The sequence below is a fragment of the Arenibaculum pallidiluteum genome, assembly GCF_017355985.1.
Taxonomy (GTDB): domain Bacteria; phylum Pseudomonadota; class Alphaproteobacteria; order Azospirillales; family Azospirillaceae; genus Arenibaculum; species Arenibaculum pallidiluteum.
Genome location: NZ_JAFIQU010000003.1, coordinates 307,257 through 328,485 on the forward strand (window position 1 = coordinate 307,257; position 21,229 = coordinate 328,485).

Genomic DNA, 21,229 nt, shown 5'->3' on the forward strand with positions numbered 1-21,229 from the left:
GCCCGCGCTGCCGCTCCGTCACCGGGAGGTGCAGATCATCATGCTCGAAGATCCCTTCACGCCGCTCTCGTTCATCGCGGGACCTGCGATCCTGACCAACGCCTGCGCCATCCTGCAGAACGGCGCGACCACGCGCTACAGCCTTGCCATCACGCAATGGCGCGAGTTCCGTGCCTCGCTGGGGGACGGCGACGGCAGGCTGGCTCTGCAGTATGCCGCTCCCGAAGCGGCGGTGGCGATCGCCGAGCGGCGCGTGCGCCTGCAGCTGCGCGGGCTAGGCTTCCTGAATGCGGCGGTGGCGCTGTTCGCTGCGACCACCGTCCTCGGCCTCGGTGGCGCCCTCCTGGTCCAGCTCGGGGAGATCCCGGCCGCGCCGGTCGGCCTCGCCATGGCGATCGCCGCCGGCCTTGCCTTCCTGTTCCTGCTCGCCGCCAGCACGAGCTTCTTCCGCGAGGGGGCATGCGGCCGTGCGTTGCTCCGCCTGCACCGGGGCGCCGACACGCCCGCCGGCCATGCAGCCTGAACGCGTAACGCCGCCGAGCCCGGACGACTCTCCGTCGTTCGGCGCGAGCTTCGTCGACGGCGCGACGCGGAAGGCGCGAAGGCCGCAGGGGGCCATGTCCTCGCCCATGACGGGGCCGTGGCCGGGCCACTCGGGCTGGAGAAGTCGAGGGCCCTGACCGGCCCGGCAAACGACCTCGGCGCCGCTGGCGACATGGTGGACCGAGATCTCGCGCTTGAGCGGAGCGCATCGAGCTAGCAGCCCGCGGAACAACTCGAAGTTCGGAAACCGGCCCCAGGGGGCGGCCGGATGTGAGGCGACGTGCCCCCGCCATGACCACCACCAGAAGCAAGGAGAGACCGATGACCACCATTTCGATCGTGACCGGCGGCAGCCGTGGCCTCGGCCGGAACACCGCCATCAGCATCGCGCGCCACGGCGGAGACGTCCTTCTCACCTATCGCGGCGGCGCGGCCGAGGCGCGGGCCGTCGTGGCCGAGATCGAAGCGCTCGGGCGCAGGGCGGCGGCGCTGCAGCTCGATGTCGGGGACATCTCGGGCTTTCCCGCCTTCGTCGAAAGCGTCCGCGCGACGCTCGTGTCCTGGGGCGCCAGCAGCTTCGACCATCTCGTCAACAATGCCGGCCATGGCGAGATGGCGCCCTTCGCCGAGACGACCGAGGCCCAGTTCGACCTGCTGTTCAACGTCCACGTCAAGGGCGTGTTCTTCCTGACCCAGGCGCTGCTGCCGCTGCTCGCCGACGGTGGCCGCATCGTGAACTTCTCCTCGGGGCTCACGCGCGTCTCCTACCCGGGCTTCTCGGCCTATTCGGCCGCCAAGGGCGCCGTCGAAATCCTGACGCTCTACTTGGCCAAGGAGCTCGGCCGCCGCGGCATCACCGTCAATGCGATCGCGCCGGGTGCGATCGAGACGGACTTCCTGGGCGGCGCCGTGCGCGACACGCCGGCCTACAACGAGGCCTTCGCCGCCATGATCGCGCTCGGCCGCGTCGGGGTGCCCGACGACATCGGTCCCGCGATCGCAAGCCTGCTCGGCCCCGAAAACCGGTGGATCACGGCGCAGCGCATCGAGGTGTCCGGGGGACAGAACATCTGACCGCCCCGGCAAAGGGCCCACGGCAGACCGGGCCGAGGGGCCGCAAACGGCCGGGCCGCACCGCGGTCTGCTCGCAGCGCCGGTGCGGCCTCGGCCGATCCCGAACCCGACCGGATGGCGAAGAGCCATCCCGTCACTGCACAGGAGAAGGAAGATGACCAAGGTCCTGATCGTTCTTTCCGCGGCGGACAGGTGGACGCGTGCGGACGGCTCGACGACCGAAAGCGGCGTCTGGGCCGAGGAGTTCATCGTGATGGACGAGAAGTTGGTCGCCGCCGGCTTCCAAATCGACCTGGCCACGCCGGGAGGCGTCGCGCCCACGATCGACGCCCGCAGCCTGAGCCCGAAGATCATCGGCCAGGAGCATGCGGACCATTACCGCGACTATCTCGCCAGGAACGGGGAGCGGCTGAGAAAGCCGCTGATTCTCTCTGACGTCGATGCGAGCCTGTACGATGCGATTGTCGTTCCCGGCGGCCACGGGCCGGTCGAGGACCTGTACAAGGATCCCGACATGGGGCGGATCCTCGTCCAGGCCAGCCAGGCCTCGAAGGTGATCGCCTCGGTCTGCCACGGCCCCGCCGCGTTCCTGGCCGCCGAGGACGACAACGGCCGGTGGCCCTTCGCCGGGCGCAGGATGACCGCGTTCAGCGACGAGGAGGAGGAGGATTTCGGCACCGCGGCGGTTTCGTCGTGGCTCCTGGCCGACAGCCTGCGCAAGCGCGGCGCCGTCTACGAGAAGGGGCCGAATTGGGGCGCCTTCATCGTGAAGGACGGCAACCTCCTGACCGGACAGAACCCGGCATCGACGGCCATGCTGGCTGACGCGGTCATCGAGGCGCTGCGCTAGTGAAGGAACCGACGGAAGGCGTCCGGTCCGGCCAGTTCTTGCCGGGCCGGGCTGCTTTCCGAATTTCGGAGCCGAGTTGGTTGGGGGACTAGGATTCGAACCTAGGCTGGCGGAGTCAGAGTCCGCTGTCCTACCGCTAGACGATCCCCCACCAGGGATCGGGGCGCCGGCGTGCCGTGCCCCGCGTCGGGAGCGCTGATGTAGCACCAGGGGCGTCTCGGCTCAAGCCCCTTCGCGCGGATTTTTCGCGCGCCGTGAAGAGGCACCCGATACGCGAACTTTCCAGCGCGGTGCCGGTTGGGTACCATGATATTTATAGGATGGGACCGGCCTTCGCCGACCCGGAGGGTGAACGGCACGTGGATTACGCGGCGTCGCTTGCGCAGGACGGAGCCGGGCGTACGGCTGAGGCCGCCGCCGGGGCCCCCGCGCAGGCACCGGACCGCACCCCGGACACGACGCGCCGCGGGGTTGCTGGCCGGGCAGCCGATTCTCCGGTCCAGAGTTCCCGTCAAGCGGTTCCGCAGCCGGTGGTCGCGGCGCTCGATCTCGGCACCAACAACTGCCGCCTGCTGATCGCGCGCCCCGCGCGCAGCGGCTTCCACGTGATCGATGCCTTCTCGCGGATCGTCCGGCTCGGCGAGGGGATGACCCGTTCCCAGGCACTGTCGGACGCGGCCATGGACCGGGCGATGTCGGCCCTGCGCGTCTGCGCGGTCAAGCTGCGGCGCCGCGGCGTCACGGCGCTGCGGGCCGTCGCGACGGAGGCATGCCGCCGGGCCGTCAACTGCGCCGATTTCGTTGCCAGGGTCGAGCGCGACACCGGCATCGCCATCGAGGTGATCTCGCCGGCCGAGGAGGCGCGGCTGGCTCTGGCCGGCTGCGCACCGCTGCTCGATCCCGCGGTGCCCCGCGCGCTGGTCTTCGATATCGGCGGCGGCTCGACCGAGCTGATGTGGCTCGACGTCGACGCCGCGACGGGCCGACCCCGGCTGATCGACCAAGTCTCCATCCCCAAGGGCGTGGTCACACTGGCGGAGAATTTCGGCGGCGAGATCGTCACGCGCGACGTCTATGCCGCCATGGTGCGCGACGTGGCCGAGGCGATCGCCCCGTTCGAGGCGCGCAATGGCATCCGCGCCGCGGCCGAGCAGCGCCGCCTCCAGCTCCTGGGGACGTCCGGGACCGTCACCACCCTGGCCGGCATCCATATGGGCCTTCGCCGCTACGAGCGGGCGCTGGTCGACGGCTCCGTCCTCGACGTTTCGGAGGCGCTGGCGGTGATCCGGCGCCTGCTGACCCTGGATTTCGCCGGGCGCGCCGCGCAGCCCTGCGTCGGGCCCGACCGCGCCGACCTCGTGCTCGCAGGGTGCAGCGTCTTCGAGGCCATGGTCGAGGCATGGCCGGTCGATAGGCTGCGCATCGCCGACCGCGGCCTGCGCGAGGGGATCCTTCTGGACCTGATCGCCGCCGGCGATGCCTGAGGGTCACGGCGGCACGTGACCGCCGGGCGCCGAACCCCCATATTGGCGCCATGACGACCAAGAAGACTTCCGGCGCCGCAGGCGGATCCCGCGGCAAGGGCGGCTCGGCCTTCAGCGGCCGTGGCGTCGGCGTGCGCGTGAAGACGGCGCGCAGCCGCAAGCCCTCGTCGACGGCTTGGCTGCAGCGCCAGCTCAACGATCCCTACGTGGCCGAGGCCAAGAAGCGGGGATACCGCAGCCGCGCCGCCTTCAAGCTGATCGAGCTGGACGACCGCTTCCACCTGCTCAAGGCCGGCATGCGCGTCGTCGACCTGGGCGCGGCCCCGGGCGGCTGGACCCAGATCTCGGTGGAGCGGGTGAAGCCCGGCACCGGCGCCGCGAAGGTGGTGGGGCTCGATCTCCTTCCCATGGAGCCGGTGCCCGGCGCGACCACCTTCCAGGCCGATTTCCTGGAGCCCTCCGCGCCCGAGCGCCTGCGGACCGAAATCGGCGGCGGCGCGGACCTGGTGCTCAGCGACATGGCGGCGAACACCACGGGGCACGCCGCGACCGACCACCTGCGCATCATGGGCCTGGCCGAGGCAGCATACGATTTCGCCTCCGAGATCCTGGCGCCGGGCGGTGCCTTCGTCTGCAAGCTGTTCCAGGGGGGCGCCGAGCGCGATCTGCTGACGCGGCTGCGGCAGGATTTCCGCACCGTGCGGCACGCCAAGCCGCCGGCCAGCCGTGCCGACAGCTCGGAGACCTATGTGGTGGCGCAGGGCTTCCGGGGCCGCGGTGCCGCGGAGACGACCGACGCGGGGGCAGGGCAGACCCGCCCGGACCACGAGGTCTAGGGGCTTTCCGTGCGCGCGCTACCGTGTATAGTGCGCGCCAATTTTTTCCGGCAGGAGTTCCGGCGATGGCCATGGAAAACCGTTTCCGCGACGCGTTCACCTTCGACGATGTCCTGCTGGTTCCGGCCGAAAGCGAGGTGCTTCCGGCCCAGACCGACACGCGCACGCGGCTGACGCGCTCCATCGAGCTCGGCATCCCGCTGATCTCGGCCGCCATGGACACAGTGACGGAGAGCGCGCTGGCGATCGCCATGGCGCAGGCCGGCGGCATCGGCACGATCCACCGCAACATGGACATCGAGCGCCAGGCCGAGGAGGTCCGCAAGGTCAAGCGCTTCGAATCCGGCATGGTGGTAAACCCGATCACCATCGCCCCCGACGCGACCCTGGCCGATGCGCTGCGCCTTATGGCCGACCACCGGATCAGCGGCATTCCCGTCACAGAGCAGCCCTCGGGGCGGCTCGTCGGGATCCTGACCAACCGCGACGTGCGCTTCGCCTCGAACCCGAACCAGCCGGTCTCGGAGCTGATGACGCGCGACCGGCTGGTCACCGTGCGCGAGGGCGTCGATCCGGAGGAGGCCAAGCGCCTGCTCCACCAGAACCGGATCGAGAAGCTGCTGGTGGTCGACGATTCCTACCGCTGCATCGGCCTGATCACGGTGAAGGACATCGAGAAGGCGCGCCTGCACCCCAATGCCTGCAAGGATCCCAAGGGCCGGCTGCGCGTGGCCGCCGCGACGGGGACGGGCGAGGACGGCCTGCGCCGGGCCGAGGCGCTGTTCGACGCCGAGGTCGACGTGCTGGTGGTCGACACGGCCCACGGCCATTCGCGCGGCGTGCTGGCCCAGATCGAGAAGGTCCGCAAGCTCTCGAACTACACGCAGGTGGTCGCCGGCAACGTCGCCACCGCCGAGGCTGCCCGCGCCCTGATCGAATCCGGGGCCGATGCGGTGAAGGTCGGCATCGGCCCGGGCTCCATCTGCACGACGCGCATCGTCGCGGGCGTCGGCGTGCCGCAGCTCACGGCGGTGATGGACGTGGCCGAGGAATGCGCCAGGCACGGCGTGCCCGCGATCGCCGACGGCGGGATCAAGTTCTCGGGCGACCTCGCCAAGGCCATGGCGGCGGGCGCGAGCTGCGCCATGCTGGGCAGCCTCTTCGCGGGCACCGACGAGAGCCCGGGCGAGGTGATCCTGTACCAGGGCCGCAGCTACAAGTCCTACCGCGGCATGGGCTCGGTCGGCGCCATGGCGCGCGGCTCCGCCGACCGGTACTTCCAGCAGGAGGTCCGGGACACGATGAAGCTGGTGCCCGAGGGCGTCGAGGGCCGCGTGCCCTACAAGGGCCCCGTCAGCGCCGTGATCCACCAGCTCGTGGGCGGCCTGCGCGCGGCCATGGGCTACACCGGCAACCGCACCATCGCCGAGATGCAGCGCAACTGCCAGTTCGTGCGGATCACCAACGCCGGCCTGCGCGAGAGCCACGTGCACAACATCACGATCACCAACGAGTCGCCGAACTACCGCGCGGACTGAGGGCCGCGCGCGACGAACCAGGCGTGCAGCGCCAGGGTCGCGGCGACCGTGGCGTTCAGGGATTCGACGGCGCCCGTGGTCGGGATCGCCAAGCGCTCGGCCGGCAGGCCGTCGGGGATTCCCTGACCCTCCTCGCCGAGCACCAGGCGCAGGTCGGCCGGCCAGGGATAGTCCGTCATGGACCGGCCGCCGGCATCCAGCGCCAGCAACGGTCCCGCCGCGGCGGCGAGGCCCGGCCATCCCGGCCCGCGCCGCAGCTCCAGCGCGAGCTGGGCGTTGGCTGCCGCGCGCAGGCATCGCGGGTGGAAGGGATGGGCCGCCTCGTCCAGCAGGATCACGCGCGAGGCACCGAAGGCCGCGGCGCTGCGCAGCAGCGCGCCGAGATTGCTGGGATCGCCCAGCGCGCAGACGAGCTCCAGCCCCTGGGGCGGCGCAGCGAGGTCGATCGGGGGCATCTCGGGAACGATGCCGACCAGGAGCGGCAGGCCAGTTCCGGCCACGTCCAGCGCATCGAAGAGCGGCCGGGCCAGCCGGTGGCGGGCCATGCGGTCGGGCAGGGGCAGCGCGTCGAGCTGCCGGAGGTCGGCGCACAGCACCGCCTCGAACTCGCCGGGGCTGCGGGCCAGCGCCTCCGGCACCGTCTTGCGTCCCGCCAGCAGGTAGCGCCCATGACGGCGCAGCCCACGACCCTCCAGCAACTGGTGCCAGAGCTTGAACTGCGGGTTGGCGGGGCTTTCGATCTCGTTCACGCGCGGAGCCATGGCGCCAACCTAGAACGCCGCGCCCCCCGGCGGAAGGCCGGCATCGACCCGTGGCGGAAGGCGCGCCGCAACCTGCGGCGGGTTCGCCGGTTGCTGACGGGGCCGCGCGGATCCGCTATGGAGCGTCATCCCGGACCCGCGGGGGCCGGACGAGCGACAGGACCCCTCATGCACCCGGGCGCCCGCCTGCAAGCCTCCATCGAGCTGCTCGACGAGATCGACCGCACGCCGCGGCCGGCCGATGCCGTGATCTCCGCCTTCTTCCGCGCCCGCCGCTTCATCGGCTCCAAGGACCGTTCGGCCGTCGCCGAGCTCGTTTACGGGATCCTGCGCCGGCACGCGCGCCTGGCGTGGTGGATCGCCCGCGCCGGTCACGCGGGTTCCGACGGCCGGTCCCGGATTATAGCCGACGAGGTGCTGGTCCGCGGCCTGCGCGGGGCCGAGCTCGCCCGCCTGTTCGATGGCGGAAAATTCTCTCCGGCGCCGCTGTCCGAGACGGAATGGACCCTCGCCAAGGCGTTGTACGGCCACACGCTGGAGCATCCGGAGATGCCCGAGGCGATGGCTGTGGAATGCCCGGACTGGGCCGAGGCGCCGATGCGCCGGGCCCTGGGGCCGCGGTTCCTCCGCGAGATGGAAGCGCTGCTGCAGCCGGCGCCGCTGGACCTGCGCGTGAACCCCATCCGCGGCACGCGCGAGGAGGCGCTTGCCGCGCTGCGGGGCATCGGCATCCGCTGCGAGCCCACGCGCTGGTCCCCCCTCGGCATCCGGGTCCAGGGGCGGCCGCCGCTCGCCGCGACGGAGGCGTTCCGCACCGGGTTGGTGGAGATCCAGGACGAGGGATCCCAGCTCGTCACCTTCGTGTGCGACGCCAAGCCGGGCCAGCAGGTCGTCGATTTCTGCTCGGGCGCCGGCGGAAAGGCGCTGGCCCTCGGCGCGGCCATGCGCGGCACCGGGCGGCTGATCGCCTGCGACGTGCTGGAGCGCCGGCTCGAGCGGGCGGCCGAGCGCTTCCGACGCGCGGGTCTGCACAATATCGAGACGCGGGCGCTTTCGTCCGAGCGAGACCCCTGGGTGAAGCGGCACAAGCTTCGCTTCGACTGCGTGCTGGTCGACGCGCCCTGCACCGGCACCGGCACCTGGCGCCGGAACCCCGACAGCAAATGGCGGCCGCTCGGCCCTGGCCTCTCGGAGCTGGTACCGATCCAGGCCGAGATCCTGGACAGCGCAGCGCGGCTCGTGCGGCCGGGCGGGCGGCTGGTCTATGCGACCTGTTCCATGCTGCCCGACGAGAACGAGGACCAGGTGGCCCGCTTCGCCGAGACCCACCCCGAGTTCGAGGTGGTTCCCCTGCCGGAGGTCTGGGCGGCGGCGCTGGGCTCGGCAGCCCCTTGCGACGGGCCCTATCTGAGCCTCAGCCCTGCGCGGCACGACACCGACGGGTTCTTCGCGGCCGCGCTGCGGCGCCGGGCCTGAGCCATGCGGGTCCGGCGCGCCCTGAACGGGGACGAGAGCGCCATCGCCGCCGTGCACGTCGCGGGCTGGCGCGAGACCTATCCCGGCATCATCCCTGCGAGCGTGCTCGACCGCATGGAGATCGCGGCCATGGCGCGCTACTGGCGCGGTGCCCTGGCCGGGGCGACGGGCAGCGAGGCGTGGCTTGCCGAGGCCGGGGACGGAAGTGGAATCGTCGGCTTCGGCGTCTGCGGCCCCGAGACGGCGGGCATCCCGGGCTGCCGGGGCGAGTTCCAGGCGCTCTACGTGCTCCGCCGCGGCCAGGGGCGGGGGCTGGGACGGGGGCTGATGGCCGCCATGGGCGCGAGCCTGCTGGCGCGAGGCCTGGTGCCCGCCACGGTGTGGACGCTCCGGGAGAACTGGCGGGCGCGGGCCTTCTATGAGAAACTGGGCGGGCGCCGTATCTCGGAGCGGCCGCTCGACTTCGATGGGACGATGGTCATGGAAGTGGCCTATGTCTGGGACGATCTGAGTCCGCTTGCGGGGCCGGAGGTCGCGCCGTGAGCGTGATCCGCCGCGCCGGGCCGGCCGATGCCGCCGGGATGGCCGCGGTCCACGTCGCCTCGTGGCGGAGCACCTATCCAGGGCTCCTGCCCACGCGCTACCTGGTCGGGCTCGACGCGCGCAGCTATGCCGAGCGCTGGCGCCGCATGCTGGGCGATCCCCGCGGCGGGCGCGGCTGCTTCGTCGCCGTCGAGGAGGCCAAGGTCGTCGGATTCGGTTGGTGCGGGGGCCAGCGCTCCTCGGTGGAGGGCTATGGGGGCGAGTTCTACGCGCTCTACCTGCTCGATCATGTACAGGGGACCGGACTCGGCCGCCGCATGATGGCGACCATGGCCGAGGAGTTGCTCGGCCGCGGCCATTTCTCGGCCCTCGTCTGGGTGTTGCGCGACAATCCCGCCCGCTTCTTCTACGAGCGGCTCGGCGGCGCGCGGGTGGCCGAGCACCCCATCGACTTCGCGGGCAGCCGTCTGACCGAAGTCGCCTATGGCTGGCGGGACCTGATGCCGCTCGCCCGCTTGTCCGCGGGACCCCGGGTGCGCTAGAAGGACCGCTTCCCGCCTCCGTTCTTCGAAAGCGCGCCATGACCGCCACCGATAGCCAATTCCCGGACCTGTCCGAGGAACTGACCGGCGACCGCATCCTGATCCTGGACTTCGGCTCGCAGGTGACGCAGCTGATCGCGCGGCGGCTGCGCGAAAGCGGCGTGTATTGCGAGATCCATCCCTTCAACATGGAGTCGGAGCGGATCGCCGCGTTCCAGCCGCGCGGCATCATCATGTCCGGGAGCCCCGCCTCGGTGACGCAGGAGGGAGCGCCCCGGGCGCCCGACGCGGTCTTCTCCCAGGGCGTGCCGGTGCTCGGCATCTGCTACGGCCAGCAGACCATGTGCGCGCAGCTCGGCGGCGCGGTGCAGGGCTCCGACCACCGCGAGTTCGGGCGCGCCTATATCGAGGTGCAGGAGAGCTGCCAGCTCTTCGACGGGCTCTGGCAGCCGGGCCAGCGCGAGCAGGTCTGGATGAGCCATGGCGACCGCGTGACGGCGCTGCCGGATGGGTTCCGCGTGGTCGCCCAGAGCGACGGCGCCCCCTTCGCCGTCATCGCCGACGACGAGCGCCGGTTCTACGGCGTGCAGTTCCACCCCGAGGTCGTGCACACGCCGCATGGCGCGGCGCTGCTGCGCAACTTCACCCATGGGGTTGCGGGCTGTACCGGCCGCTGGACCATGGCGGCGTTCCGGGGCGAGGAGATCGCGCGCATCCGTGCCAAGGTCGGCAAGTCCAAGGTGATCCTTGGCCTGTCGGGCGGCGTCGACAGCTCGGTCGCGGCCGTGCTCCTGCACGAGGCCATCGGCGAGCAGCTCACCTGCATCTTCGTGGATACCGGGTTGATGCGCGCGGGCGAGGCGGATCAGGTCGTCACGCTGTTCCGCGACCACTACAACATCCCGCTGGTCCATCGCGACGCGGCCGACCTGTTCCTCGGCAAGCTCGCCGGCGTCACCGACCCCGAGCAGAAGCGCAAGATCATCGGCGCGACCTTCATCGACGTCTTCGACGAGGAGTCGGCGAAGGTCGGCGGCGCCGAGTTCCTCGCGCAGGGAACGCTCTACCCCGACGTGATCGAGAGCGTCAGCTTCACCGGCGGCCCGTCGGTCACTATCAAGTCCCACCACAACGTCGGCGGCTTGCCCGCGCGCATGAAGCTGAAGCTGGTCGAGCCGCTGCGAGAGCTCTTCAAGGACGAGGTGCGTGCGCTCGGCCGCGAGCTCGGCCTGCCCGAGGCCTTCATCGGCCGGCATCCCTTCCCGGGGCCGGGGCTTGCCATCCGCGTGCCCGGCGAGGTGACGGCCGAGAAGCTGGAGATCCTGCGCAAGGCCGACACGATCTACCTCGAGGAGATCCGCAACGCCGGCCTCTACGACGCGATCTGGCAGGCCTTCGCCGTGCTCCTGCCGGTCCGGACAGTGGGCGTGATGGGCGACGGCCGGACCTATGACTACGCCTGCGCCCTGCGCGCCGTCACCTCGGTGGACGGCATGACCGCCGACTACTACCCCTTCGACCACGAGTTCCTGGGCCGCGTCGCCACCCGCATCATCAACGAGGTCCGCGGCATCAACCGCGTCACCTATGACATCACCAGCAAGCCGCCCGGCACTATCGAGTGGGAGTGATCTTTGCCCGCCCGGCAATATCTGGAATTGTTCCGCAATCCGTCACGACACATTGTTATGAAATAAGAACTGGGTCTATCGGCGGACCTATTCGGACTTGGCGGACCACGTAATGGGCCCGCCCATACTGCTCGGCCCGAGGATCGGGAGTGCCGTCGGGGCAGATGAGGTCCTCGACGGTACTCGACTTCCGGTCGGACATGGCCATGCTCGACACGAAGCTGACCGTCAGCGCCGATGCTGACGAAGGCGCCGGCGCGCGATACCTCGGCAGCGTCGAATGGCGCGGGCTCGTTGTCGACGCTCGCGATCGTCGTTCAGCTTCTTCGCCCGTGTCTCCAGGGGAGCGCGTCGGAATCCTCTCGGGCGTGCCACTCCAGGTCAAGACACTGAAGACCGTCGCGCTGCGCGCAGTACTGGAACGGAAGCTTCAGGCTTTCGTCATCCGGGCATTGTCCCCCCACAGGAAGCGTTCGTTGTGGGTGCTCGCGAAATCCGGGTCGACATAGATGTAGACGCGCTTGATCAGATCGCCCTCGAACTCGAAGACGTTTGCAAAGCGGCCCTCGGATCGTCCCTCGACCGGCCAGGATGTGCCGTCCGCCATTACTCCGCTCTCGAACCCTTCCACGATCACGTGGTCGCCGGCGACGTGAAACCTCATACGATCCAAATCGTGCCGGATACTCTGGAGCGAACCCATGAGGCCCTTGGCGATCTCCATGAAATCCGCTTTGCCGTAGCCAATGCCGAATTTGGGAAAGTAAGTCTCTACGTCGTCGGTCATGATGTCGAGGATCGTCGGGTCGGCGCTGTCGATCTTGCGAAAATAATCGGTTGCAACGTCGATGCGCGTCTTTGTAACAGCAGGGTCAGACATGGTCTTTCTTCCGTGCTTTGGAGATCCTGGAGTTAATCAATTTGGGCGGAGAGGATAGTAGCCGCCAGATAGCACTGGAAGGACTGGGCCTTCCCGTCCTTGAGGGTCCAGACCTCAAAACACCGCACATCGATCTTCTTTCCTGACGCCGGAACGATTCCGTTTGCCCGACCCTCAGGCCGTCCGCAGCAGGTCGCCGATCGATGCGGCCAGGAAGTCGGCGACCCGGCGGATACGGGCATTGCTGCGGACGTCTTCGTGCATCACCAGCCAGACCGGCATGGGCGGCACCATGTCGATCGGCACCCGCTCGAGCGACGGGTGTCGGTCCGCCAGCAGGACCTGTGCGAAGCCGACGCCGGCCCCGGCCAACAGCAGGTTCCAGCAGACCATCTGGTCGTCGCAGCGCAGAGGAAAAGCTTCGCGCGCGACGGGGTGGCCTGCGGCCGCATAGAGTTTGAGGATCACCTCGCTGCGATCGAAGCCAATGACATCATGCTCCAGCAGATCCTGCATCGTCGAGATCCGGCCCCGGCGCGCGAAGTATGACCGTGCACCGTAGAGGCCAACCGGCGCGTCTCCGAGCTTTCGGGCGATCAGAGCGTTCTGGGTGGGATCCACCATGCGGATCGCGATGTCGGCGTCGCGGCGCAGCAGGTTCTGGTTCAGGTCGGATGGAACGAGCTCGACCTGGATGCTCGGCTCGGCGACACGCAGCTCCGCCAGCATCACGGGCAGCCACAGGTTGGATACCATCGTCGAGGCCGTGACGCGGACCGTGCCCGTCAGCTGCTGCGAGCGCCCCAACGCCTTGAGCGCCAGCGCTTCCGCCGCGGCGCCCATGGCACGGGCATCGTCGACGAGCCCCAGCGCTGCATCCGTCGGATCGAGCCCGCGTGCCGACCGTCTGAAAAGGGGGACACCCAGAGCCGTTTCGAGCTCGCGGACATGGCGGCTGAGGGTCGGCTGGGTGGCTCCGATCCGGAGCGCGGCCGCAGACAGCGACCCTGTCTCGACGACGGCCAGGAACGAGCGCAGCAGCGTCCAGTCGAGGGTCTTCATGGCTCCGGCACTTCAGATCGGCCAGCCCGCGTGGGATCGGGCGGCTGCTGGGACAGGGCTATTCATTCCTGTATGGGAATTCCAGAGTCTTGGGCGGATCCCTTCGCATTTTCGATATTCTAAATTACGGCTCTCTGAGAGGAGGGCGAAGCTCATGGCGGCAGAGACGATGAAGGCGGTCCGAATCCACGCCTTTGGCGGTCCGGAGGTGCTGGTCTACGAGGACGCACCGAAGCCCGAGCCGAAGCGAGGCGAGCTGCTGGTCCGCGTGCGCGCGATCGGCCTCAATCTCCCTGACCTGTACCTGCGCGACGGCTACAGGTCCCTTCCTCCGGAATGGCGGCCCCGGGGGGCGTTCCCCATCATTCCGGGAACGGACGTCTCGGGCGTCGTGGAGGCTGTCGCCCCCGATGTCGAGGAATTCTCCGTCGGGCAGGAGGTCTACTCTATGGTGCGCTTCCCCGATGGCGCCTTCGGGGACAGCAGGGCCTATGCCGAGTATGTCAGCGTGCCGGCGTCGGAAGCTGCCCGCAAGCCTGCCGGCATCGATCACAGGCATGCCGCCGCGGCGCCGATGTCGCTGCTCACCGCATGGCAGTTCATGATCGATCTCGGGCACGACCAGCCCAATCCGGTGATGCCGAACAGACATGAGCCGGTGCCGCTCGAAGGCAGGACCGTTCTCGTGAACGGGGCCGCCGGAGGCGTGGGCCACTTCGCGGTGCAGATCGCCAGGTGGAAGGGCGCGCGCGTAATCGCCGTGGCATCCGGCAGGCACGAGGCGTTCCTGCGCGACCTCGGCGCCGACGCGTTCATCGACTATCGACAGACCCGGCCCGAGGATGTCGTCAGGGACATCGATCTCGTCATAGACGCCGTCGGTGGGTCGACCACCAGTCGTTTCCTGCGCACTCTCAGGCGCGGCGGTGCCCTGTTCCCGATCTTTCCCCTCGGCTTCGCCGGAGAGGAGGAGGCGGCATCGCTGGGCGTTACGGTGTCGGCAACCCAGGTCCGCTCGAGCGGGGCGCAGCTTGCGGCGGCGGCGCGCCTGCTGGACGAGGGCAGGATCCGCGTCGCGATCGACAGTGCCTTTCCGCTCGCAGAGGCCCGACGGGCCCACGATCGCGCCGAGAGCGGGCACATCCAGGGCAAGATCGTGCTGACGGTGGATCCGGAATGACGACCGGCACCGGACTGCGCCGCCGCGGCGGCGCGAACCGGTTTGCGAGGGCAGGGACGATGAAGTCCGATGGCCTTGGAAAGAAGAGGGGGCGATCGGACGTGCTGCATTCCTCCTGCGCGCCCTTGTTGTGATGATCCGGGGCGCGCTCCTACATAGCGGGTATGAAAGACATCCGGCCGCGGGGCCGTCCGCGCGAGTTCGATCGGGAAGCGCTGCTCGACCAGGCGATCCTGCTGTTCCGGGACCGGGGCTATCAGGCGACGTCCATCGCCGATCTGGCCGCGGCGACCGGGGTTTCGGCCGGAAGCCTGTACAAGGCCTTCGCGGACAAGCCAGCGCTTTTCGCCGCGGCCTACGAGCGCTACGTCGAACGCCGCATCGATCGCCTGACCACGGAGCTTTCGACCGCGCAGAACGGCCGCGAGCGCATCGAACGCGCGCTTCACAGCTATCTCGAGGACGCATCGAGCAGCGAAGGCAGGCTGGGCTGCATGGTCGTCGGGAGCCTCGTGCAGCTTTCGACGCTGGACGAGCGGCTCGTGCCGCAGGTGGTGGCCTCCTCGGCGAAGCTGGTCGAGCTCCTGCGGCGGCTGATCGCGGAGGGGCAGGCCGACGGGTCGGTGGCTCCCGACCTGGATCCGGGCGGCGCTGCGGAGGTCATCGCAGCGCTGATGTACGGGCTGCGCGTAGCGGGCAGAACCGGACGCGAACTCTCGTCCAGGGACCTGCTCCAGCAGGCGATGAGGCTACTCCGAATCGCGCCTTGAATTGGGAAATGCTCATTTCCAAAATGGGCGGATGGAACGCCATCCCACCCTGCTTCGCCGCGCGGCCGTCGCTCTCGCCATGTTTTCCGCGCTCATTGCCGTCGCGGACGCCAAGGCCCAGTCCGGTCGGGACGCCAAGCCGGCCGGTCCGGCAGGCGGCGGCCTGCCCGAGAGCTTTGCGCACCATTTCCAGCTGGTGGATGGTGTCCGCATCCACTATGTCGCGGGCGGCCGACCGGACGGCGAGGTCGTGATCCTTCTCGCCGGCTATCCTGAAAGCTGGTACGCGTGGCGCAAGCTGCTGCCGGCGCTCGGCGACCAGTACCGGGTCATCGCGCCGGACCTTCCGGGGCAGGGCGATTCCGACAAGCCGCTCACGGGGTATGACACGGGCTCGCTCGGGGACGCTGTGCACCGGCTTGCCGGACAGCTCGGCGTTCAGCGCTACCATCTCGTCGGGCACGACGTCGGCGCCTGGGTCGCATTCAGCCAAGCGGCCCACCACCCGGCAGCCGTGTCAAATCTCGTGCTGCTGGACGCCGGAATACCCGGCGTGACCTTGCCGGATGCGACGCCGATGGGTCCCGACAAGGGATGGCGGACCTGGCACTTCGCCTTCAATATGATCCCCGACCTTCCCGAGACGCTGATCGCGGGGAAGGAGCGCGAGTATCTCGATTGGTTCCTGCGCCGGAAGGCCGCGGACCCGATGGTGTTCACCGAAGCTGATTTCGACGAGTACCTGCGCATCTTCCGCGCTCCGGGCGCGCTGAGGGCTGGCCTCGCCTACTATCGGGCTATCCCGGAATCAGCCGAGCAGAACCGCGCTTCTGCCGCGCGCGGCAAGCTGCCGATGCCGGTCCTCGCCATCAGTGCTAGCCAGGGATCGATCCCGGACATGGCGACGCCGCTCCGGCCGTTCGCCGCCGATGTCCGCGGCGCGTCCATTCCCGGCAGCGGGCACTTCATCCCGGAAGAGCAGCCCGGGCGCTTGGCCGAGCAGCTTCTCTCGTTCTTCGGGCGGCAGTGACCGCTCGAAGCCCGGTCGTCTGAGGTGGGCGGTCCGCGGCGCCGAATGGAGATTAATCGGGAAGCCTAGTCCGGGCGCGCTGCGCACGGGGCCCCCCTGATGGCCGCTACAGCAAGCTCACCTGAAAGCTGGTCGGCTTCAGCGACACATGCGCCTGTAGCGGCCGCCGAAGCTCGAAGGCCCGCGGTTCCCGCGCAAAGCTCCACAGGCGCACCAGCCGCCAATCATCGCGATGCGCCTCGGCCATGGCCAGTTCGTTGCGCGTGATATGGAACCGCGTGCGCTCCCACGCATTGGTCGTCTTCACCGCGATCGGCCGATCGGTGCCGTCGACATCGAAGCTCCGAATGTCGAACGGAAGATCATCGGGCTTGCGGGCTGAGTGAGTGAGGACCGCGTGTTCGGCAGCCGTATTCCCGCCGAAGACGGGATCCCCGACCGTGAGGCCGGAGACGCCAGGGCGATAAGGCGGGGCAGCTGCGGCCAGCTTTCTTTCCACGTTGTTGCGCAGGGCGCTGCGCGCGCCGCGCCGGAGCCGCTCTAGGCACTGGACGCGAAGTGGTCGCGGATCAGCGCCGCGACGTGCTGGACCGCGACATCGCCGTCGCACCGGCGCGCGACCGCGAGGTGGAGCGGGAAGTCTTCGACCCGAATTGGCGGGTCGTGGTAGCGCAGGCCCAGGTCGCTGCGCATGCAGCAGCGCGGCAACATGGCGAGGAGGTCGCTGTCGGCGAGGAGCGGCGGCACCATCAAGAAGCTCGGCACCGTCACCGCGACGCGGCGCCTGTGGCCGATCAGGGCGAGCTGGTCGTCGAGCGGGGTTCGTCTTGCGCCCGTCGCGGAGACGATGACGTGCGGATAGCTGAGCCACGCATCCATGTCGAAGCTCTCGGCGATGGGATGATCCCGGCGCATTGCGACGCAGTAGTGCGCGACGCACAGCTCTGTCCGCCGATAGCCGCTGCGCGTCTGTGGCAGGAGCGAGATGCCGAGGTCGGCCTGGTTGCGGGCGAGCGCGTCCACCAGGTCCTCGCTCTCGCGCCAGTGGAGCAGCACCAGGCTGATCCCCGGTGCAGCGGAGGCGAGCCTTGACCAGAGCATCCTGAGGATCTCCAGCGCCGGCGCGTCGCTGGACACCAGCCGGACCGTCCGCTCGACGGTGGCGATGTCCTGCGGCGGCGCGAACAGCAGGGCCGCCTTCCCGACGAGCTCGCGCACCGGGCCCTGCAGCGCCTCGGCGCGTCCTGTCAGCTCCATGCCACGGCCGGTCCGGACGAGCAGCGGGTCGCCGAAGAGCCTGCGGCAGCGTTCCAGGGCGCCCGATGCGGAGGGCTGCGTGATGCCAAGCCGCCTGGCCGCGCTCACCACCTTGCGCTCCTCGAGCAGCACGTCGAGCGCGACGAGCAGGTTCAGGTCGATGTCGCGCAGGTTCATGGCGCGCCTCTCCCGCGGGATCGACGGAAACAATAGCGCTGCGCGCCGATATAGGCGACGTCGATTGCGTGATATAGGCACGGGCTATCGACCGAAACAGCCTTCCTGGCGTTGACGCAACAGAGCAAGCCAAGGAGAGCGCGTCATGATCTTTCATTCGATCCGCTTCCAGCTAAGGGAAGGCGTCACGCAGGCCCAGCTCGACCCGGTGCTGAAGCAGTTGCACAAGATGGGGAGCGAGATCCCCGTCATCGTGACCTATTGCGTCGGGCGGGATGTCGGCGGCGATTTCGATTACGGCGCGACCTTCGTCGTGAGAAACATCGACGCCTATAAGACCTACATGCACTCGCCGATCCATCGGAAGGTCGACGAGATCGGGCTGCCGCTGGTCGAGAACATGGTGTCCTACGACATCACCGATGAGGCGGACCCCACGATCGCGGAGCAGATCGCGCTCATTCACAAGGAGCGCTTCGCGGGGGACAAGGCCCTGGCCGATCTCGTCGGCGGGCTGAAGTCCTATTCCGGCAGCAGCAAGCCGGAGTGAGGCCATGGCGAAGCCCGCACTGACCGCGACGGGGGGCGGCTATGCCCCCGATGGCTGGAAGCAGTGGCCGGAGGACGAAGAGTTCTCGGCCCAGTTCGTCCGCATCCTCGCTGCCGCGCAGGACGGCGCGAGCACGGTCGGCGAGTGCTTCCAGACGGCAGGCCGGATCCGGGCAGGGGACCGGGACGGCTGGCACGAGGCCTGGCTGGTCCCGGCCGCACGAGCGGCGGCGCGGGCCGAGGCGGCCGAGGCCGCAGGCCATCGCCTGACGGCGCGGGCAAACTGGATCCGGGCCGCCAACTACTTCCGGACCGCGGAGTTCTTCCTGGATTCCGCGGATCACCGCCGACTGCCGACCTTCGAGCGCGCCGAGGCCTGTTCGCGCCGGGCTCTGGCGCTGTTCGAGCCCGCGGGCGAGGTGCTGCGCATCCCCTATGCGAACGGCGCGCACCTCGATGCCTATTTCCTTCCTGCGCCCGGGGCTGGCCGGCAGCCGGCGGTGATCGCCTTCGGCGGCCTGGACGAGTTCAAGGACGAGCTGATCCAGGAGATGGAGCGCTATGCCCTCGCCCGCGGGCTGTCGCTGCTGCTGGTCGACCTGCCGGGGCAGGGCGGCACGCTGCGCCGCCAGGGCCTGACGGCGCGGCACGATACCGAGATGCCGGTGGGGGCGTGCATCGACTATCTGCTCGGGCGCGGGGACGTCGATCCCGGCCGCATCGCCGTCTATGGCGCCAGCCTCGGCGGCTACTACGTGACCCGCGCCGCCGCGCGCGAGCACCGCATCGCCTGCGCGGTGTCCGACGCGGCGCAATGGAAGGTCGCGAAGTCGGCCGAGGCGCTCCGGGCACGCCCGGACGGCATGACCGCCACGCTGTCGCGCTGGGTCTTTGGTGCCGGGACTATGGACGCGCTGGTGGCCGCGACGGAGCCGTTCGATCTCGAAGGCGTGGTGCGCGACATCCGCTGCCCCTTCCTGATCGTCTCGGGCGAGCTCGACAGCTTCGGCATACACAATGCGGAGAGCGTCTACGGCGAGGCGAAGGCGGCTGGCGTGGACGTGACGATCAAGTGGTTCTCGCCCGAGGAGACTGGCGCTGCACACTGCCAGATCGACAACCCCACCATCGGCATGGAGCTGATCTGCGACTGGATCGCCGATCGCCTCAGGGATCCGGCACGGCGCGCGTAGCCGGCGGCCGCGTCGCTGTGCGTCATGCGCGGCCCGCCGCGAGGGCCATGGTCGCATCGGGACTTCGATCGCGGAGGCTGCGCGCGAAATGGCTCGGAGGCACGCCGACCTCGCGGCGGAAGGCCGTGCTGAACGCGCTTGCCGACTGGTAGCCGATGGCTTCCGCCAGCCTCTCCAGCGGCATGTCCTTCCGGCGCAAGAAGTCCTTGGCGAGGGCCATGCGCCAGCGGACCAGATACTCCATGGGCGCCATGCCGACCTTCTGGGCGAAGCGTTCGCTGAAGGTCGACCGGGACAGCCCGGCCTCGCGCGCGAGCGTCGCCACCGTCCAGTCGCGCGCCACATCGGCGTGAATGGCCCGCAGCGCCCTTGCCAGGGTTGGATCGCTCAGGCCCTGGAGCAGTCCCACGCGCGAGATCGCGCCGATGACCTGAGGACGGAAGCGCAGCGCCTCGACGAGCATGACTTCCACGAGCCGCTCGACGATCAGGTCCCGACCTGGGCGCTGGTTCAGGGCTTCGTCCGTGATCATGTCGATCGTGCCGACCAGGCGCCTTGCCGCACCCTCGTCCGCCCGGATATGGACCAGGGTGGGCAGGAGGCCGACCAGCAGCGCGGTGTTCGCGGGGTCGAACCCGAAATAACCGCCGAGCAGCCTGAAGTCGGTCTCGGCCCGTGGATCGCCGTGGCGGAGCTCGCCACGTGCGGCGGTCGCCATCGCGGGATCGATGGGGACCGGCTCGAAGTCCGGGTCGCTGGAGAAGACGAAGCCCGGCGCCGAGGGGATGAGGACGAAGTCGCCCTTCTCGAGCTGCAGGGGCGCGCATCCGTCGACGCCGAGATGGCAGCTGCCCTGGAGGACCAGGCCGAAGCCCGCATTGTCGATCCGCGGATAGCGCACGCCCCACCGGCCGGCGCCGCTGATGATCTTAGCGGCGACGGTCCGCGGGCGCAGCATCAAGATGACGGCGGCCAATGGCTCCATTTTGGACGATCCGTAATGAAAACCGGACGCCGTATTATAGAGCGTCCACCGGGGTGCTTGCTAGGGTCTCGGCACCAATCACGGCAGGAGAGAACCCATGAGCAAGGTCGCTGTCATCACTGGCGCCAGTTCCGGCATCGGCGCCGCGGCCGCCATCACGCTGGCGGATCGCGGCGTCAACTCCATCCTCACCTTCAACAGCAACATGGAAGGCGCGCACGAGGTCGCCGCGGAGGTCAGGCGCCGGGGCGCCAAGGCGATCCCGCTGCGCCTCGACGTAGGGGCGATCGACAGCTTCGCCGCGTTCCGGCTGGACGTCGCCTCCATCCTCGATTGGGAGTGGAGCACCGGCACCATCGACTTTCTCGTCAACAATGCCGGCTTCGGGGGAATGGCGCGGTTCGAGGACACGACGGAGGAGACGTTCGACAGGTTCCTGCTGGCCCTGCTGAAGGGACCCTACTTCCTGACGCAGGCGCTTCTGCCGATCATCGCCGACGGCGGCGCGATCGTGAACGTGTCGAGCACGGCGGGAATCGCGGCCTCTGTGGAGGAGGGCTACTCCGCCTACGGCACCATGAAGGGCGGCCTCGCCATCCTGACCCGATACATGGCCAAGGAGTTCAGCAGGAGGGGCATCCGCGTGAACGCCGTCGCCCCGGGGCCGACGCGGACGCGGATCGGCGGAGACGTGTTCGACAAGTACCCGGAATTCATCCCGCCACTGGTGGAGAAGACCGCGTTAGGCCGGCTCGGGGATCCGGCCGATGTCGGGTCCGTGATCGCGTCCCTGCTGTCGGACGAGTGCCGTTGGGTAACGGGGCAGGAGGTCGAGGTATCCGGTGGCTACAGGCTGTAGCCACCGGGA

General features: G+C 69.3%; 22 protein-coding genes and 1 tRNA gene. 16 read left to right on the forward strand and 7 right to left on the reverse strand.

Annotated elements, in window-relative coordinates; all coding sequences use genetic code 11:
• Positions 1 to 40 precede the first annotated feature (40 nt).
• The 3 genes from JUB13_RS08590 to JUB13_RS08600 all read left to right on the forward strand — a co-directional run bounded on the left by JUB13_RS08590 (position 41) and on the right by JUB13_RS08600 (position 2,467).
• Positions 41 to 523: a DUF2721 domain-containing protein gene (locus JUB13_RS08590; RefSeq protein ID WP_207478386.1), complete on the forward strand. Its 483-nt coding sequence runs from the start codon at positions 41 to 43 to the stop codon at positions 521 to 523.
• 341 nt (positions 524 to 864) lie between these two features.
• Positions 865 to 1,617: an SDR family NAD(P)-dependent oxidoreductase gene (locus JUB13_RS08595; protein ID WP_207478387.1), complete on the forward strand. Its 753-nt coding sequence runs from the start codon at positions 865 to 867 to the stop codon at positions 1,615 to 1,617.
• Between the two features lie 154 nt (positions 1,618 to 1,771).
• A complete protein-coding gene (locus tag JUB13_RS08600; RefSeq protein WP_207478388.1) occupies positions 1,772 to 2,467 on the forward strand; it encodes a type 1 glutamine amidotransferase domain-containing protein in 696 nt (231 codons plus the stop codon).
• 77 nt (positions 2,468 to 2,544) lie between these two features.
• Here JUB13_RS08600 and JUB13_RS08605 read toward each other — a convergent pair.
• A tRNA-Gln gene (locus tag JUB13_RS08605) sits at positions 2,545 to 2,618 on the reverse strand.
• A gap of 208 nt (positions 2,619 to 2,826) precedes the next feature.
• Here JUB13_RS08605 and JUB13_RS08610 point away from each other — a divergent pair.
• The 3 genes from JUB13_RS08610 to guaB all read left to right on the forward strand — a co-directional run bounded on the left by JUB13_RS08610 (position 2,827) and on the right by guaB (position 6,325).
• On the forward strand, positions 2,827 to 3,951 hold the full coding sequence (locus tag JUB13_RS08610) for a Ppx/GppA phosphatase family protein (RefSeq protein WP_328702891.1): 1,125 nt from the start codon (positions 2,827 to 2,829) through the stop codon (positions 3,949 to 3,951).
• A 50-nt stretch (positions 3,952 to 4,001) separates the two neighbouring features.
• Entirely contained in the window at positions 4,002 to 4,787 is a 786-nt protein-coding gene (locus tag JUB13_RS08615; RefSeq protein WP_207478390.1) for an RlmE family RNA methyltransferase, read from the forward strand.
• A gap of 65 nt (positions 4,788 to 4,852) precedes the next feature.
• On the forward strand, positions 4,853 to 6,325 hold the full coding sequence (gene guaB / locus JUB13_RS08620) for an IMP dehydrogenase (RefSeq protein WP_207478391.1): 1,473 nt from the start codon (positions 4,853 to 4,855) through the stop codon (positions 6,323 to 6,325).
• Here the strand turns inward: guaB and JUB13_RS08625 are convergent.
• Positions 6,310 to 7,086 carry a TrmH family RNA methyltransferase gene (locus JUB13_RS08625; RefSeq protein WP_207478392.1) on the reverse strand — a complete coding sequence of 259 codons (777 nt, stop codon included), beginning with the start codon at positions 7,084 to 7,086 and terminating at the stop codon, positions 6,310 to 6,312. The genes guaB and JUB13_RS08625 overlap by 16 nt on opposite strands.
• Positions 7,087 to 7,254: 168 nt before the next feature.
• Between JUB13_RS08625 and JUB13_RS08630 the strand changes: the two genes are divergently transcribed.
• From JUB13_RS08630 to guaA, 4 genes are read left to right on the forward strand one after another with little or no spacing between them, the layout of a single operon-like run.
• On the forward strand, positions 7,255 to 8,562 hold the full coding sequence (locus tag JUB13_RS08630; protein ID WP_207478393.1) for an RsmB/NOP family class I SAM-dependent RNA methyltransferase: 1,308 nt from the start codon (positions 7,255 to 7,257) through the stop codon (positions 8,560 to 8,562).
• 3 nt (positions 8,563 to 8,565) lie between these two features.
• Positions 8,566 to 9,105: a GNAT family N-acetyltransferase gene (locus JUB13_RS08635; RefSeq protein WP_207478394.1), complete on the forward strand. Its 540-nt coding sequence runs from the start codon at positions 8,566 to 8,568 to the stop codon at positions 9,103 to 9,105.
• Positions 9,102 to 9,647: a GNAT family N-acetyltransferase gene (locus tag JUB13_RS08640; protein ID WP_328702892.1), complete on the forward strand. Its 546-nt coding sequence runs from the start codon at positions 9,102 to 9,104 to the stop codon at positions 9,645 to 9,647. The genes JUB13_RS08635 and JUB13_RS08640 overlap by 4 nt, the downstream gene beginning before the upstream one ends.
• Before the next feature lie 38 nt (positions 9,648 to 9,685).
• Positions 9,686 to 11,278: a glutamine-hydrolyzing GMP synthase gene (gene guaA / locus JUB13_RS08645; protein WP_207478395.1), complete on the forward strand. Its 1,593-nt coding sequence runs from the start codon at positions 9,686 to 9,688 to the stop codon at positions 11,276 to 11,278.
• Between the two features lie 430 nt (positions 11,279 to 11,708).
• Here guaA and JUB13_RS08650 read toward each other — a convergent pair whose 3' ends face one another.
• Together JUB13_RS08650 and JUB13_RS08655 are read right to left on the reverse strand one after the other, a co-directional pair.
• Complete coding sequence (locus tag JUB13_RS08650; RefSeq protein ID WP_207478396.1) at positions 11,709 to 12,158, reverse strand: nuclear transport factor 2 family protein; 450 nt, start codon at positions 12,156 to 12,158, stop codon at positions 11,709 to 11,711.
• Positions 12,159 to 12,332: 174 nt separating this feature from the next.
• Positions 12,333 to 13,220 (reverse strand): LysR family transcriptional regulator, encoded by an 888-nt coding sequence (locus JUB13_RS08655; protein WP_207478397.1) that lies wholly within the window; start codon positions 13,218 to 13,220, stop codon positions 12,333 to 12,335.
• A 154-nt stretch (positions 13,221 to 13,374) separates the two neighbouring features.
• On the opposite strand from JUB13_RS08655, the gene JUB13_RS08660 reads away from it, so the two are divergent.
• The 3 genes from JUB13_RS08660 to JUB13_RS08670 all read left to right on the forward strand — a co-directional run bounded on the left by JUB13_RS08660 (position 13,375) and on the right by JUB13_RS08670 (position 16,200).
• Entirely contained in the window at positions 13,375 to 14,400 is a 1,026-nt protein-coding gene (locus JUB13_RS08660; RefSeq protein ID WP_207478398.1) for an NADP-dependent oxidoreductase, read from the forward strand.
• A 164-nt stretch (positions 14,401 to 14,564) separates the two neighbouring features.
• On the forward strand, positions 14,565 to 15,170 hold the full coding sequence (locus JUB13_RS08665) for a TetR/AcrR family transcriptional regulator (protein ID WP_207478399.1): 606 nt from the start codon (positions 14,565 to 14,567) through the stop codon (positions 15,168 to 15,170).
• A 31-nt stretch (positions 15,171 to 15,201) separates the two neighbouring features.
• A complete protein-coding gene (locus tag JUB13_RS08670; protein WP_236024823.1) occupies positions 15,202 to 16,200 on the forward strand; it encodes an alpha/beta fold hydrolase in 999 nt (332 codons plus the stop codon).
• Positions 16,201 to 16,306: 106 nt separating this feature from the next.
• Here JUB13_RS08670 and JUB13_RS08675 read toward each other — a convergent pair whose 3' ends face one another.
• Complete coding sequence (locus tag JUB13_RS08675) at positions 16,307 to 16,699, reverse strand: DUF3883 domain-containing protein (RefSeq protein WP_328702893.1); 393 nt, start codon at positions 16,697 to 16,699, stop codon at positions 16,307 to 16,309.
• A gap of 41 nt (positions 16,700 to 16,740) precedes the next feature.
• A complete protein-coding gene (locus JUB13_RS08680; RefSeq protein WP_207478401.1) occupies positions 16,741 to 17,634 on the reverse strand; it encodes a LysR family transcriptional regulator in 894 nt (297 codons plus the stop codon).
• Positions 17,635 to 17,779: 145 nt separating this feature from the next.
• Here JUB13_RS08680 and JUB13_RS08685 point away from each other — a divergent pair, with 145 nt between their 5' ends.
• Positions 17,780 to 18,184, forward strand: coding sequence for a Dabb family protein (locus tag JUB13_RS08685; RefSeq protein WP_207478402.1), 405 nt, complete (start codon positions 17,780 to 17,782; stop codon positions 18,182 to 18,184).
• 4 nt (positions 18,185 to 18,188) lie between these two features.
• Positions 18,189 to 19,376: an alpha/beta hydrolase family protein gene (locus JUB13_RS08690; RefSeq protein WP_207478403.1), complete on the forward strand. Its 1,188-nt coding sequence runs from the start codon at positions 18,189 to 18,191 to the stop codon at positions 19,374 to 19,376.
• 22 nt (positions 19,377 to 19,398) lie between these two features.
• Here JUB13_RS08690 and JUB13_RS08695 read toward each other — a convergent pair whose 3' ends face one another.
• Positions 19,399 to 20,361 (reverse strand): AraC family transcriptional regulator, encoded by a 963-nt coding sequence (locus JUB13_RS08695; protein WP_207478404.1) that lies wholly within the window; start codon positions 20,359 to 20,361, stop codon positions 19,399 to 19,401.
• Between the two features lie 97 nt (positions 20,362 to 20,458).
• Between JUB13_RS08695 and JUB13_RS08700 the strand changes: the two genes are divergently transcribed.
• The gene (locus JUB13_RS08700) at positions 20,459 to 21,220 is read left to right on the forward strand and encodes an SDR family NAD(P)-dependent oxidoreductase (protein WP_207478405.1); all 762 of its coding nucleotides are present in this window, start codon (positions 20,459 to 20,461) and stop codon (positions 21,218 to 21,220) included.
• The last annotated feature ends 9 nt before the right edge of the window (positions 21,221 to 21,229 follow it).